Raw genomic sequence first — 14,422 nt, 5'->3', positions numbered from 1 at the left:
GCCCGCGGATGGGTCGGGAGTTTTTCTTTTCTTCTCACCCATCCGCGACCACGTCGCCAGCGAATGACCCCCCGAGACTCACAGTTCGGTGAGTTTGTACCTCGATGATTGGATCGATCATGGTAGCCAACAGATTTCAACGCCTGACGCTCGCAGCGGCTGGGGCAGTACTCACCGTCGGTGTCATCGCGGGTTGCTCCGATGACAGCAGTTCGTCGTCCGACACGTCAGCGTCGTCGATGGCGCCGATGTCGTCGTCGGAGATGCCGATGAGCAGCAGCATGGCCGCAGCACCAGCGGGTCTCGTCGGATCGGGATGTGCCGACTACGCCAAGGCAAATCCGTCTGGCAGCGGTTCCGTCGAGGGAATGGCGATGGACCCGGTCGCCACCGCGGCGTCGCACAATCCGATGTTGAAGACACTGACGCAGGCGGTGTCGGGCCAACTGAACCCCCAGGTGAACCTGGTCGACACACTCAACAACGGCCAGTACACCGTTTTCGCACCCACCGACGACGCGTTCGCGAAGCTCGACGCCGCGACGCTCGACAAGCTCAAGACCGACAAGGATCTGCTGACCAAAATCCTTACCTACCATGTCGTTTCGGGACAGATCGCACCCGACAAGATCGACGGCACCCACAAGACCCTCGAGGGCCAGGATGTGAACGTCACCGGATCGGGCAATGACATCAAGGTCAACGATTCCGGCGTCGTCTGCGGTGGCGTCAAGACCGCCAACGCGACGGTCTACATGATCGACACGGTGCTGATGCCGCCGAGCATGTGAGTGCGTCGGTGATCGGTTGCAGGGCAACTCCATCTGGGCTACGCACCGGATCGCGTCGACCACCGGCCGGTGGCGAGGAGTATTCTCGCTGACTGCCGGTGACCGAGCGGCGGGAAGGAGCACGATGGAGCGATCGATCGTCGAATGTTCACGTGGGGCCTACTACTCCACCATCTGGGTACCGCTGGTGTCGTTCAAGGCTCTCCGCTTGGGTAATACCCGCGTGCAGCGGTGCCCGATCCACCACAAGTGGGAGAAGACGTGGCTCGTTGCGCCTGACACGTTGGAACCGGAGGTGCTCGCGAAAGCACGCGCGACCCGCGATTCGCGCATCCCGTAGTCGCTCCGCGACGCAAACGAACCCCGGGAGATTCCTCCCGGGGTTCGTCGTATCGCGGTATCAGGCCGCGACTGTTTCTTTCGCCTCATCGGCGGCAGGCTCGAGGGCCTGCGCGACGACGTCGGCGACGTCGGCCACAGGTGTGACCGTGACGGCGTCGAGAATCTCGGCGGGAACGTCGTCGAGATCGGCGACGTTGCGCGGCGAGATGAACACCTGTGTCAGCCCGTTGCGTTGTGCCGCAAGCAGTTTCTGCTTGAGCCCACCGATCGGGAGCACCCGCCCGTTGAGTGTGACCTCGCCGGTCATGCCGACCTCGGCGCGCACCTTGCGGCCGGTGGCCATCGACACCAGCGCGGTCACCATCGTGATGCCGGCACTCGGACCGTCCTTGGGGACGGCACCCGCGGGCACGTGCACGTGGATGGTGCCCTCGAGGTTGCTCGGATCTATTCCGAGATCACGTGCATGCGCACGGACGTACGACAGCGCGATCTGCGCCGACTCCTTCATGACGTCGCCGAGTTGGCCGGTCAGTTGCAGACCGCCCTTCCCTTCACCGGTATCGGTGCGGTTGGCCTCGATGAACAGCACGTCGCCGCCCATTCCGGTCACCGCGAGTCCCGTGGCAACGCCCGGCACCGCCGTGCGCTCCTCGGACTCCGGGGTGAACCTGGCACGTCCCAGATACTCCTTCAGATCGGACTCTTCGATCGTGACAGGCGTTGTGGCCTTGCCGCTTTCGATGTTGGTCGCGACCTTGCGGAACAGCTTGGCGAGCAGACGCTCGTACTGTCGCACGCCCGGTTCACGGGTGTAATTGGCAGCGATCTCGCGCAGCGCATCCTCGGTCACCGACACCTCGTCGTTGGCCAGTGCCGCACGCTCCTCCTGCCGAGGGAGCAGGAAGTCGCGGGCGATCGCGACCTTGTCGTCTTCGGTGTAGCCGTCGATGGTGACGAGCTCCATGCGGTCGAGCAGCGCCGACGGGATGTTCTCGATGACGTTGGCCGTCGCGAGGAACACCACGTCGGACAGGTCGAGATCGAGGTCGAGGTAGTGATCGCGGAACGTGTGGTTCTGCGCGGGGTCGAGGACCTCGAGCAGAGCCGCCGCGGGATCGCCCCGGAAGTCGGAACCGACCTTGTCGATCTCATCCAGCAGCACAACGGGATTCATCGATCCCGCCTCGCCGATGGCGCGCACGATCCGGCCCGGCAACGCGCCCACGTAGGTACGACGGTGACCGCGGATCTCGGCTTCGTCGCGCACACCGCCAAGGGCGACGCGCACGAACTTACGGCCGAGTGCGCGGGCAACAGACTCACCCAGCGACGTCTTGCCGACGCCGGGAGGACCGGCCAGCACCATGACGGCACCGGAACCGCGTCCGCCGACGACCTGTAGCTTGCGCTCGGCACGGCGGGCTCGCACGGCGAGGTACTCGACGATCCGATCCTTCACGTCGTCGAGACCGTGGTGATCGGCGTCGAGGATCTCGCGAGCACCCTTGATGTCGGTGGAATCCTCGGTCGTCACGTTCCACGGAAGGTCGAGCACGGTGTCCAACCATGTCCTGATCCAACCGGTTTCGGGCGACTGGTCGCTGGCGCGTTCCAGCTTGCCGACCTCACGCAGAGCCGCCTCGCGGACCTTTTCGGGAAGATCGGCCGTTTCGACGCGACCACGGTAGTCGTCGGCGCCGTCGGGCTCGTCCTCACCGAGTTCCTTACGAATCGCGGCCAACTGCTGGCGGAGCAGGAATTCCTTCTGCTGCTTCTCCATGCCGTTGCGGACGTCGTCGGCGATCTTGTCGGAGACCTCGGTCTCGGCGATGTGCTCGCTGGTCCAGTCGATCAGCAGTTGCAGCCGCCGGCCGACGTCGGGTGTCTCGAGCAGTTGACGCTTCTGTACGTCGTCGAGCCACGACGAGTAGCCCGAGGTGTCGGCCAGATCCGACGGATCGGTCATCTTGTTGACCGCGTCGATGATCTGCCACGCCTCGCGACGCTGCAGCATGGCCAGGACGAGCTTCTTGTACTCGGCAGCCAACGCCTTGGTCTCGGCGCTCGGCTCGGCGTCGGAGACCTCGGTGACCTCCACCCACAGCGCATTGCCGTGGCCGGTGGTGCCGGTTCCGATGTGTGCGCGCTTCTCACCTTTGACCACGGCGGCCTGGGTGCCGCCGGGCATGCGACCGACCTGCACGATCGACGCAAGAACCCCGTAGGTGGGGTACCGGTCGTCCAAGCGCGGGGCGACCAGCAGTTTTCCGGACTCACTGGCCCGGGCCGCGTCCACCGTCGCCTGAGCGGCGTCGTCGAGGGGCACGGGCACAACCATGCCGGGCAGGACGACCAGGTCAGGAACGAAGAGGACGGGCACTGAATACGTGTCAGACATGTAACCTCCAAAGTTCAGTCTGACCGACTCAACCCTGGTGGCTGGATGTTTGTTCCCGGGCAGATTTCGCCTGAGGCGGAATTGGGATCGCCGATGTGTCGCCGAACGCCCACTTGGCCCCTCTGGATCGAGGAGGCGGCACCTCCACGAGGCTGAAACGGGACGCAAGTACCGACACAGCCACCATCGACGGCGTCGCACGTATCGGACGTTTGGTGACGTCGGCCGCGCTCATTCTGTTCCTGGCATTCAGCTCACTCGCGCAGGTCCCCGTTACCGATGTCAGTATCCCCCGATCGGTGGACCTCATGATCAACCGCCACACCACCCGACCGGCGGAAGGTCATCGCCCCTGGTGAGCGGCAAAGTCATTGGTGTCAGAAATAGCCCGCCCAGCCCCGACAGGGACCGGACGACACTTGGAGGAGACACGATGACCATCTCGAAGAACGTCAAGACCCGCACCCTCGCCGCCATCGCCGGGCTCGGCATCGCCGGAGCACTCGCCGCGGGCGGAGCCGGCCTCGCCAACGCAGGCACGCTGCCGGTGACCCACCCTGGCGAGCCCTCCGTCGCCATGACGCTCACCAACCACACCGACAAGACCGAATGGCTCGCCTCGGCAACCCCCGGTGGCGGCAACTGGGTCCAGGCACCCGCGCGCTCGCTGGCGCCCGGAGCGTCGGAGACGATCGTGAGCGTCGCGCCCAACAGCAGTTACGAGAGCGTGTTCGTCAACTACCGGGTCGGCGCCTTCGGTCCGACTGCGACATACAACCTCGAGAACGTCCGAGGCAACGTCAACACCGACATGACGGGCACCTCCGGCGGAGGCCACTACTTCATCAACCAACCCGACATCGCCACCGGCTACCCCAACGTCAACGTGAGCTACGACCTCTGGTGATCCTCGCGGCGAAACCGTGATCCAGATGGAGGCACGATGAACAGCACGCCTGGTCAACGACGAATCCCTGGCGTCGTTGACCAGGCGGCCTCACGTGAATGGTTGTTGATCGCGGCCCTGACCTCAGCCATGTACTGCTCGTGCTCGACTCGAGCATCGTCGGTGTGAAGCTCCAGAGCATGACGCACGGTCTATACCTCGTCGTCGGGCGGAGTCGTGATCGCCAGCGTCCACGGATTCATCTGTACAGCAGCACCGCGGCTCCGCAGACCACCGTTCAGAACGGGGGTGGCCCGACGTCGTCGACGAGGGGCTGGCCGTTGTCGTGGGTGAGTCGGCGTTGTCGGTTGCGGTGGCGTTCGGCGCGGCGGCGGGCGTGTTTGTTCGCCGCGCGTGTTCGGTGGCGCGGGTTGGCCTCGGGTGGCTTGATTCGACGCGGTGGTGGGTCGCCGGTGGTTGGTGGGGTGAACCGGAGTCGGCGTAGTCCGGGGAAGGTGTCTTCGAACGTTTCGGCGTCGCCGGGGATGACGAAGCCTTCCGGGGTGATGTATTCGGTGACCAGCCGGCCGGTCGCGGGATCGCGGTATTGGTCATCGACCCAGTTGCCGAACGTTTTCTGGATGTGCCCGTATCGGCATTTGGTGTTGAGATTCTCGTAGCTGGTGTGTCCACCAGCCTCGGGGCTTTGGTGGTCGTATTCGGTGACGTGATCGTTGTCGGCGGTCCATGCCGAATGTGCGCAGCCGGGGTCGACGCAGTAGCCGTCGCGACAGCGCACCGCCTCATCCAAGGCAGTGGACGGGCGGTACGGGTCGGTACCGTGCGCGGGCAGGGTGTAGGTGCCGTCGGCGTTCTCGGGAGTGTTTGTCGGTACCACCCGGCGGGTCACCGTGTCCGGGCGGGCGGCGATGTCACGGACGTGTTCGGCGGAGATGATGCCGTAGCCGTCCATGAACCCGACCGACACAGCCTCGGATGACTGGCCGGTCCGGTGACCGTCTTTGCGCGCATAACGCAACCCGGGCCAGCGGCCACCGGCAGCATTGCCGGACACGTCATCGCCGAACACGTCACCGTCGCTCATGCCGTCGTCGTCGCTGCCGTGAACGACGCCACCAGACGACGAATCCGCCTCGCCGTCAACGGCATCCGCTGCTCTACCACCGGTTTCTGCGGTGCCGTCAGCGGTTCCCGCGATGCCGTCGGCGAAAGCGGCGGTGCCCTCGACGCGATTCCCTGTGCCGTCAGCGGAAGCGGCGGTGCTGTCGACGAGATCTGCGGTGCCGTCAGCGAAATCGGCGGTGCTATCGGCGCGATTCCCGATGCCGTCAGCGGAAGCGGCGGTGCCCTCGAAGCGATTCCCTGTCCCGTCAGCGCAACTCTTGGTGCTGTCAGCGTGCTTAGCGGTGCTATCGGCGTGCTTAGCGGTGCTGTCGGCGCGATTCTGGGCGCTGTCGGCGGGTGGGGTGAGGGCGGATTCGTTGCACACGACGTGGATGACGAACCGCGGATCGGCAGGCGGTACGGTGCCCGGTTCGGGAATCGTCGCGGTGCACTCGATGCTGCCGCAACCGCATTCGAATCGTGAACCAGAGAGCAGCGCAAACATCGCATCCGAGGCGCGCTGCTGACGAGTCCGACCATCACCGCCGCACACCGCCTCGGCGAGGCGTCGTACCGCTGCGACCGCTACCCGCACGTTCTCCGCTGACATCACGGCGGTGATCTCCCCGACCCCGTCACCACAGTTGTCGGTGAACACACCCCGCTTGTCCAGAGCACGTTCACGGCGTTCACACACCGCATCCGGATCCTGGCGGAACACGATCCGATCCACCATGTCCCGCAGGCGGGGACGTTTCCACGACCCCCGCCGGGTCCGTAGCGTGGTCGCGATCTGTTCGTCGACAGCGGCCACCACCTCGGGCGGGGTGCCCGGCCCACGCACCAGGTCGGTACGTGAGATCACCAGTCCCGCTTGCTCGACCGACACGATCCCCTCGCGCAGACAGCCGAACACCTGCGGCAGATCATCACGCAGCACGATCGCCTCGTCGATCAGGCGTTCCGCCTGCGAACGTGACACCGCGAAGACTCCTGAGATCCGTGCCGCAGCATCCGCGAAACCATCCACGATCAACCCATCCGATGCAGCACGCGCAGCGACCAGTCGGTCATAGAGCACGCCGATCGATTGATACCGCGCCCACGCCACGAATGCCTCACCGCACCGCAATCGGGTCAAACCTTCTAGGACGTCAACCGTGTCCGAACCCTCGGGAGCGGCGGGATCGACACCCCCCAACAACCCGAGCGGCACGCCCGTTGCCCAATCCGACTGAACAGCATCGGACGTCGAATCGAATCGTCCCGAATCATCACCTCCCGCAGCCGAATCGGCTCCTGGGCCAACTGACTCGATCGACATCCCGCACCTCCTCCCGAGAACCGGATCGAACGTATGAGCCCATACTACGACCGGCCACCGACAAGAAATCCGACTGCGGAATCGGGGCACAGAATCAACGCTTGAAACCGACATCAGCGAACCGCTGGCCGGCGAGTGTGCGGCGTGGATGTGTGTCGATTTTCAGTATGTGTGCTGTAGCAACCACATTCATCGATTGGAGCCACATGTGCAGCTGCACCGAGGGGAATCACCACTCGGCGGGACCGTCCCCCTAGCGCGGCAGAGCTTTCGCGCGCTTGGCCGTCTGACGCAGCACCGTGACGAAGACGAGGTGAAAGCCCGCCGCGAATGCGGGCTCGACCACACGCAGAATCCGATTATTCAGCTCGAACGCCGACGTCCAGACCACCCTGGTTCCGCCCGCCACTTCCGTGAACTCGACGCGGCCCAACGTGTGCTCGAGCGCAGGACGCGAACGACGAATGGCGTACTCCATCAGGTGTGGTCGCTCGAAGGCGGTGACCTCTTCGCGCAGCGTGATGACGCCGCCATTGACCACGCGGACAGCGCCGAGTCCGTTCTTCTCCGTCACACCGGGTACGTCGACCCGTGCCGAGAGAACCACGGGTAGATCTGCCAGCCGCTCGTGGTCGACGAAGGCGTCGAATACGTCGCTGATCGGCGCGCCGATCATCTTGTCCACAACTATCGTTTGCATTGTGCTTCTTTCGTGTGCCGGACTCAGGGTAGCGCCTCACCCGGCAGCACCGGACGACTGTGAGGGCTCGACTCCCCTCGGAGTCCGGGCGACACTACGGTCGGCGACAATCGCCGCGACGCAAGGCGACGACGCCGCGATCGCCCGGCTGCATCCCGACATCGCCACACTGTTCAGTACCGCGGATTGCGCCGAAGGGATGGCATCGTTCGTCGAACGACGAGATGCGCAGTTCACCGGACACTGATCTCCCCCGCCCTGGCGCTCAGGTGATCGCCGCGATAGTCCTGTCCGACATCCGCGGCGAGACGAAGTCGACGAGCGGCAGCAGATAGCGCACCACCGCGGGTGACACCTCTTCGGGTTGGTGGGTGATGGCGCGCAGTAGCCAACGAGCCGCCTCATCGACGTCGAGAGCTCCGACGTCGTCGTATTCTGCTGTCGGAGCGATCATCTCGGTCCGTACGAGCGGGAAGTAGACGTTGGTCGCGCAGACGCCGTCGGGTCGCTCGGCATTGAGACTGCGTCCGAAGATCGCGAGCGCACTCTTCGACGCCGCGTACGCGGAGAAACGGGGAAATGTGTTGGCGTGCAACGCCCAGGTGCACACGTTCACGAACTGACCGCCGCCGCGCTCGATCATCCCGGGTAGTAGACCCAGCGAGAGTTGCACTGCAGCGAGATAGTTGAGGCGCATGGTGCGTTGGTAGTCGTGGAACCGATCTGTCGAGCTGACGATCGTGCGTCGGATCGAGTGGCCCGCGTTGTTGACCAGCACGTCGATCCGCTCACCCGCCAGTTCGTCGATGAGCGCCACAACAGCCACCTCGTCCGACAGATCACAGACGCGATAGTCGCAGCCGACTTCGTCAGCCAGCGACTCCAATGCCTGCTCGTTTCGTGCCACGCCGATCACGCGCGCTCCCCGCGCCGCGAGCTGCCGCGCGGCTTCTCGACCGATCCCCGCAGACGCACCCGTGATTCCGACGGTCAGATCGGCCACACTCCTGCCCTGCCCGCTCAGCGCGGCGTCAACAACTCCAGGGACGAAGCTGCGACGCTGCACAAGCTCCTGCACCCTCCGCTGGATGGACAACGATTCCTCCCTCGATGGACGGTTTTATGGCCGACTACGCGTTGCGCGTGCTCAGCGCCTGACGTCAGGACCCGACCCGCGTCGCGGGGTCCTGACATGCGGCGTTCAATGCGGGGGTCACCTGCGGTCGGAAGCCCGTGCCCGATCGGATGGTGAACGCAGCCACCACCCCGCCCAGTGCACAACACACCGCGGAGATCAGCATCGCCGTCGTGAATCCGGACCCGAGTGGCTGACCGGGCCCCGCGCTGATGCCCGCCACCGCCGGAAGTACCGCGACGGCCAGCAGCCCAGCGATCCGCGACACCGCGTTGTTGACGCCGGACGCCGCACCCGCATGCGCGTCGTCGACGGCGGCGAGAGCCGCGGCGGTCAGCGGGGCAACGGTGATGGTCATCCCTATCCCGAACAGCAGAACCGCGGGTAGCACAGCCCCGAGATAGCTCGCGCCGGGCACGATCCGCGCCATGAGCGCCAGCCCGACGGCCGCGACGATCGGACCGACGGTCATCGGGATGCGAGGTCCGGTCTTCTGCGCGATCCGTCCCGACAGCGAGGACCCGAACAGCATCACGACGGTGCTCGGCACCATGGCCGCGCCGGCTTCGAGCGCCGAGTATCCCAGACTCTGCTGCAGTTGCAGCGCAACAAGGAAGAGGGCCCCGCCGAGCGCCGCGTACACGAGCAGGGTGGTGGCGTTGGCCCCGGTGAACTGCGTCGACCTAAACATCGAGAGCTCGAGAAGGGGTGCGGGCGTGCGGAGTACGATCGCCACGAAGACCACGAGAAGCACGACTCCCGCGATGCCGACGGCAATGATCCACGGCTCCCAGCCACGTGAGGGCCCCTCGATGAGCGCGACGATCACGCCCGCGAGTCCCAACGTGATCGTCACCGCCCCCGGAATGTCGGGACGAGTGCCCTTTACCGGCTCCCTCGATTCGTCAACGTGCCGCAACGTGATCGCGACCGCGACGAGCGCGATCGGCACGCTCAGGAAGAACACCCACCGCCACGACGCGGCGTCGACAAGCCAGCCCCCGACGAACGGCCCCAGCGCGCTCGTCGCACCCGACATACCGGCCCACAGTCCGACTGCCTGCCCTCGTTCCTCTTCCCGGATACCCGCGTTGACCAGAGCCAGACTGCCGGGCACCAGCGCGGCCGCCGCGACGCCCTGCACCAGACGCGCCACGACGAGCCACTCGATCGTCGGGGCGAGACCGCAGGCGATCGATGCGACCGCGAAGACGATCAACCCGCCGACGAAGATCGCCCTGCGACCGTATCTGTCCCCCGCGACACCGCCGGTGAGAAGCAGCGCGCTCAGGGTGAGCATGTAGCCGTCGACCACCCACTGCTGCCCGGCGAGTCCGGTGTCGAGGTCGCGCGAGATGGTCGGCAGCGCAACATTGACGACGGTGCCGTCGAGAAAGGCGACACCCGACCCGAGCACGGCCGAGGCGATCAGCCACCGTCCCTTCGCCGACGACGAACTGACGCCGACCGGGCCGTCATCGGGTGCTTCGGAAGTCATCTGGTTGCCGGTTCTCACGCTTCGCGATGCGCGGTGATCGCGTCTGCCGCTGCCCGCAGATCGACCCGGATGGCCGGGGGCACCACGATCGCGAGTGGCACGAAGACCGGGGCAAGCACGAGTGGGAGTGTGAACACGGCCCGCGCACCAACGGTCGTCGAGCCGTCGGAAGCCCGCTCGACCGTCAGGACCAGCGCGGCGTCGACGAATCTCCACTGGCCGATCTCGACCCACCGCTGCGGCCGGTCGCTCCCGACGACCTCCATCCGTGGCCGCACACCGGGGACCACAGTCACATCTGTCCACGACGTTCCGACGTCACCGGGGTGATCGCCCAGCGGCATCACATCGGTGATCGCGCGCAGACTCGCCTGCCACTGCGGCCGATTGCGTGGGTCGGCGAGATAGTCGAAGGCCTCGTCCGGCGTGGCGTCGAACGAGACGGTGACATCGGCGACGGCGCGTCGAACGGTCGACGGAATACGCGGGAGGGCCACAACGTCGAGGCTAGCGCGCGAGGCACCGGCGGGAGACCGCCACGACATCACCCGTCATAGGAATCGAACGCCTTCATGTTCGACCAGTCGGGCCAGGTGAGCTCCCACAGCCGCAGAATTCGACCGCCGCGGAACTGCGCGATCAGCATGACCTCGATCTCTGTGGGGTCTTCGCCCGGGCGGCTGGTGGTGATCCACACCCGCCCGGCAAGACGATCACCGTTCTCCACCCAGGCGTCGTCGTCGTAGCGCACCGAGTAGGAAATGCCGGTGGGATAGACGCGCTCGTGGCCCGCACGAAAGGCGGCAAAATCCTGCACCTGTCCGTTGGTGTAGAGCATGAAGTCGGGGTCGTAGTACTCCTCGACCTTGGAGATGTCCTTCGCCTCGACCATCGAACTGAACATCTCACGCATCAACTGCTGCAACATGATTCGGTCTGCCCCAGTCCCGGTACCTACAGCGGCAACTCGGGCCAGTCCGCCGGACCGGAACTTCCTGCCGGATACTCGTCGATCGGCACCTTGTCGGCACGCCACGCATCGACGATGGGGTCGACGATGCGCCAGCACTCTTCGGCCGCGTCGCCACGGACGGCCAGTGTGGAATCACCCTTGATGATGCCCGACAGCACCTCAGCGTAGGCGCGCATCGAGGCGTTGCCGAAGTCGGCGTCGAGGTCGACCGTCTTGAGCGAGAACGGATGTGACCCGCGATGGACGTTGAGCTTCACCGACATCGCATCGTGCCCGAAAGTGAAGCGCAGGACGTTCCTCTCGACCTCGCCCTCGAACTGCTCGGGGATGTGCCGCAGCGGACGGAAGGTCATGACGATCTCTTTCGCCTCCGGCTCGAGCGCTTTGCCCGAACGCAACGTGAACGGCACTCCCTGCCACCTCATCGTGCGGACCTCGAAGGTGGCCTCGGCCAGGGTCTCGGTGTTGTTGGCTGGATCGACGCCGTCTTCGTCAACGTAATCGGGCAACGATTTACCGCCTGCCTCGCCCGCGGTGTAGCGCGCCCGTCGCGACGCCGTCACCGGGTCGTCGTCCCACAGGTGCACCGAACGCAGTGCCGCGCCGATCGCATCGCGCAGGTCCCGCTCGCCCAGCGTCGCAGGCGGCTCCATCGCGACAACCGCAAGGAGCTGCAGCAGATGACTCTGCATCATGTCCTGCATCGCGCCCACGCCGTCGTAATAGCCCGCGCGGCCCTCGAGTCCGAGACTCTCGTCGTAGCGGATCACCACCGACTCGATGTGCGTACCCGACCAGACCGGCTCGAAGACGCGGTTGGCCAGTCGCACGCCGAGCAGGTCGAGGAGCACGGACTGACCGAGGAAGTGGTCGACGCGATAGATCTGGTTCTCGGGGACCAGGTCGAGAAGCAGTTTGTTGAGTTCACGGGCGCTCTCCTCGTCGCTACCGAATGGCTTCTCGGGCGCGAGGGTGGTGCCGGGCGGAAGGTCGACGTCGCGGAGCGCCTCACATGCCTTGCGTGTCACCGACGGCGGCACCGCGAAATACAGCACCGGCCTGCCCTGCGCCTCGCCGAGGATTCTGCGCAGGTCGTCGGACACCGTCGGATCGCCCTGGCGGTAGACCGTCTCGTTCGCAAGACGATCAGCCGCGTCGGACTGCTCGTCGGCGAATGCCTCGCGCACCTTGTCACGCCACTGATCGTCGGTGAGATCGTGTCGGCCGACGCCGACCAGACGCACGTCGAGATCCGGTTCGAGTCCGAGTAGTTGGCCGAGTGCGGGTAGCAGCAGACGCTTGGTGAGATCGCCTGTCGCACCGAAGATGATCAGAGTGGTCAGTTGCGAGTCACTGTTCGACGTCCCGGTCACGTGCTCCTCCTCGACGGTGGTTCTCTTGCAGTGCCCGATACGTGGAGATTCACCGGGCAGGCTGCGATCACAGGCAGAATCGAGATCATGGCCGCCTACATCGAAGACTACGCACTCGTCGGGGACTGCCGCACCGGTGCGCTGATCTCCTGCACGGGAGACGTCGACTGGTTGTGTGTACCGCGCTTCGACAGCGCATCGATCTTCGGCAGTCTGCTGGGGGCTCCCGACCACGGGTCGTGGCATCTCGCGCCCACCGATCTCGACGCCCGGGTGACCCGCCGCTACGACGGGGAGACGCTGATCCTGGTGACACGCTGGGAGACGGCAGACGGCGTCGTCGAGGTGCACGAGTTCATGCCGATCGACGGCGGACGTGTCGACCTCGTCCGTCGGATCGTCGGGATCAGCGGCAGCGTCGAGATGGAGACGGAACTGCGCATGCGGTTCGACTATGCCCGGGTGGTCCCGTGGGTGTTGCAACACGGCGACGAGCACAATCCTGCACTGCGGGCGGTCGCAGGGCCCGATGCCGTGATCGTCCGCGGTATCGCCCTGGAGGCCACCGACCACGTCCACCGCGCGACGACGACCGTGCGCGAGGGCGACACCGTCGACCTGGTGCTCACCTGGTACGACTCGTATCGCGAAGAACCCGAGCCGCTCGACGTCGACGTCGCACTGCGCGAAACCCACGACTGGTGGACCGAATGGGCAGGGCGCATCGATCACACCGGGTCGCGCGACGCCACGATCGTGCGATCGCTGATCACGTTGCGCGCATTGAGTAATCTCGACACGGGTGGGATCGTGGCTGCAGCAACCACCTCGCTTCCGGAATCCATTGGCGGATCACGCAATTGGGACTATCGATACGTCTGGCTGCGCGATGCGGCATTGACTCTCGACGTTCTCGTCTGCCACGGATTCGTGCGTGTCGCCGAACATTGGCGCATGTGGTTGCTACGCGCCATCGCAGGGGATCCGAAACAGCTGCAGATCATGTACGGCATCGCAGGCGAGCGCGAACTCCCGGAACTCGAGATGCCCCAGTTCCCCGGCTACGAGGGTTCGAGACCCGTGCGTGTCGGCAACGGTGCGGTCGACCAGTTCCAGGCCGACACGATCGGCGAGGTGCTCGTCGCGCTCGACGCGGCGCGCGCCGCGGGTCTACCGGAGAACAAGATCTCGTGGTCGCTGCAGCGTGAGTTGCTCAAGCGTGCCGAGGAGCACATCGACGAGCCGGACAACGGCATCTGGGAGATACGGGGACCGTTGCGCAAGTTCACTCATTCGCGGGCGATGGTGTGGGCAGCATTCGACCGCGGTGTGCGTGCCGTCGAGGACCACGGCCTGAAGGGTCCGGCCAACCACTGGAAAGCGTTGCGCGACAAGGTGCGTGCCGAGATAGAGGAGACCATGGTCGATGAGGAGACCGGCCGCTTCGTGCAGTATCCGGGAACCACCGAGGTCGACGCCTCGCTACTGCAATTGCCGCAGGTCGGGTTCTGCGACTTCGACGATCCGCGGATGCTTGCCACGGTCGAGGCCATCGAGAACACCCTCATGCATGGCGGTCTGGTGTTGCGCTACCGGACGTCGTCACACGTGGACGGCCTGGACGGAACCGAACATCCCTTCATGGCGTGCACGTTCTGGCTCGCCGAGCAGTACGCGCGCAGCGGGCGTCGTGCGGACGCGGAAAAGGTGATGGCCCAGGGGCTGGCGACGGCCAGTGACGTCGGGCTGTTCTCCGAAGAGTACGACGTCGACGCCCGCCGACAGGTGGGCAACATGCCGCAGGCGCTGTCGCACCTGGCATACGTCCGAGCCGCTGACGCCCTGGCGGACTATCCGGACAACTGAAGCCGCTA

The 14,422-nt window shown here is 65.4% G+C and carries 13 protein-coding genes; 5 read left to right on the top strand and 8 right to left on the bottom strand.

Annotated elements, in window-relative coordinates; all coding sequences use genetic code 11:
* Nucleotides 1-104 precede the first annotated feature (104 nt).
* Together GOOTI_RS10715 and GOOTI_RS10710 are read left to right on the top strand one after the other, a co-directional pair.
* The gene (locus GOOTI_RS10715) at nucleotides 105-791 is read left to right on the top strand and encodes a fasciclin domain-containing protein (RefSeq protein WP_007238603.1); all 687 of its coding nucleotides are present in this window, start codon (nucleotides 105-107) and stop codon (nucleotides 789-791) included.
* Between the two features lie 124 nt (nucleotides 792-915).
* Nucleotides 916-1,131 (top strand): hypothetical protein, encoded by a 216-nt coding sequence (locus GOOTI_RS10710; protein ID WP_007238602.1) that lies wholly within the window; start codon nucleotides 916-918, stop codon nucleotides 1,129-1,131.
* Between the two features lie 60 nt (nucleotides 1,132-1,191).
* On the opposite strand, the gene lon is transcribed toward GOOTI_RS10710, so the two are convergent.
* Nucleotides 1,192-3,534, bottom strand: a complete 2,343-nt coding sequence (gene lon, locus GOOTI_RS10705) for an endopeptidase La (RefSeq protein ID WP_007238601.1) — start codon at nucleotides 3,532-3,534, stop codon at nucleotides 1,192-1,194.
* A gap of 433 nt (nucleotides 3,535-3,967) precedes the next feature.
* Here lon and GOOTI_RS10695 point away from each other — a divergent pair, with 433 nt between their 5' ends.
* Nucleotides 3,968-4,441, top strand: a complete 474-nt coding sequence (locus GOOTI_RS10695; protein ID WP_007238600.1) for a hypothetical protein — start codon at nucleotides 3,968-3,970, stop codon at nucleotides 4,439-4,441.
* A 277-nt stretch (nucleotides 4,442-4,718) separates the two neighbouring features.
* Here GOOTI_RS10695 and GOOTI_RS10690 read toward each other — a convergent pair whose 3' ends face one another.
* Together GOOTI_RS10690 and GOOTI_RS10685 are read right to left on the bottom strand one after the other, a co-directional pair.
* A complete protein-coding gene (locus GOOTI_RS10690) occupies nucleotides 4,719-6,869 on the bottom strand; it encodes a DUF222 domain-containing protein (RefSeq protein ID WP_007238599.1) in 2,151 nt (716 codons plus the stop codon).
* Between the two features lie 253 nt (nucleotides 6,870-7,122).
* A complete protein-coding gene (locus tag GOOTI_RS10685; RefSeq protein ID WP_007238598.1) occupies nucleotides 7,123-7,569 on the bottom strand; it encodes an SRPBCC family protein in 447 nt (148 codons plus the stop codon).
* Nucleotide 7,570: 1 nt separating this feature from the next.
* Here GOOTI_RS10685 and GOOTI_RS10680 point away from each other — a divergent pair, with 1 nt between their 5' ends.
* A complete protein-coding gene (locus GOOTI_RS10680; protein ID WP_039993918.1) occupies nucleotides 7,571-7,816 on the top strand; it encodes a Clp protease/crotonase-like domain-containing protein in 246 nt (81 codons plus the stop codon).
* 18 nt (nucleotides 7,817-7,834) lie between these two features.
* Here GOOTI_RS10680 and GOOTI_RS10675 read toward each other — a convergent pair whose 3' ends face one another.
* From GOOTI_RS10675 to GOOTI_RS10655, 5 genes are all read right to left on the bottom strand, one after another.
* A complete protein-coding gene (locus GOOTI_RS10675) occupies nucleotides 7,835-8,665 on the bottom strand; it encodes an SDR family NAD(P)-dependent oxidoreductase (protein WP_039993917.1) in 831 nt (276 codons plus the stop codon).
* Nucleotides 8,666-8,729: 64 nt separating this feature from the next.
* Entirely contained in the window at nucleotides 8,730-10,202 is a 1,473-nt protein-coding gene (locus GOOTI_RS10670; RefSeq protein WP_007238596.1) for an MFS transporter, read from the bottom strand.
* Nucleotides 10,203-10,216: 14 nt separating this feature from the next.
* Nucleotides 10,217-10,747: an SRPBCC family protein gene (locus tag GOOTI_RS10665; RefSeq protein WP_007238595.1), complete on the bottom strand. Its 531-nt coding sequence runs from the start codon at nucleotides 10,745-10,747 to the stop codon at nucleotides 10,217-10,219.
* Nucleotides 10,747-11,130 (bottom strand): nuclear transport factor 2 family protein, encoded by a 384-nt coding sequence (locus GOOTI_RS10660; RefSeq protein ID WP_039993916.1) that lies wholly within the window; start codon nucleotides 11,128-11,130, stop codon nucleotides 10,747-10,749. Before GOOTI_RS10660 ends, GOOTI_RS10665 begins: the two co-directional genes overlap by 1 nt.
* A 26-nt stretch (nucleotides 11,131-11,156) precedes the next feature.
* A complete protein-coding gene (locus GOOTI_RS10655) occupies nucleotides 11,157-12,548 on the bottom strand; it encodes a glucose-6-phosphate dehydrogenase (protein WP_007238593.1) in 1,392 nt (463 codons plus the stop codon).
* 87 nt (nucleotides 12,549-12,635) lie between these two features.
* Between GOOTI_RS10655 and GOOTI_RS10650 the strand changes: the two genes are divergently transcribed.
* Entirely contained in the window at nucleotides 12,636-14,414 is a 1,779-nt protein-coding gene (locus tag GOOTI_RS10650) for a glycoside hydrolase family 15 protein (protein WP_007238592.1), read from the top strand.
* Nucleotides 14,415-14,422 lie beyond the last annotated feature (8 nt).

Origin of the sequence: Gordonia otitidis NBRC 100426 (genome assembly GCF_000248075.1) — a bacterium.
In the GTDB taxonomy this organism is placed as follows: domain Bacteria; phylum Actinomycetota; class Actinomycetes; order Mycobacteriales; family Mycobacteriaceae; genus Gordonia; species Gordonia otitidis.
Note: the sequence above shows the minus strand (reverse complement) of the source record. Positions and strands in the feature narration are given on the sequence as shown.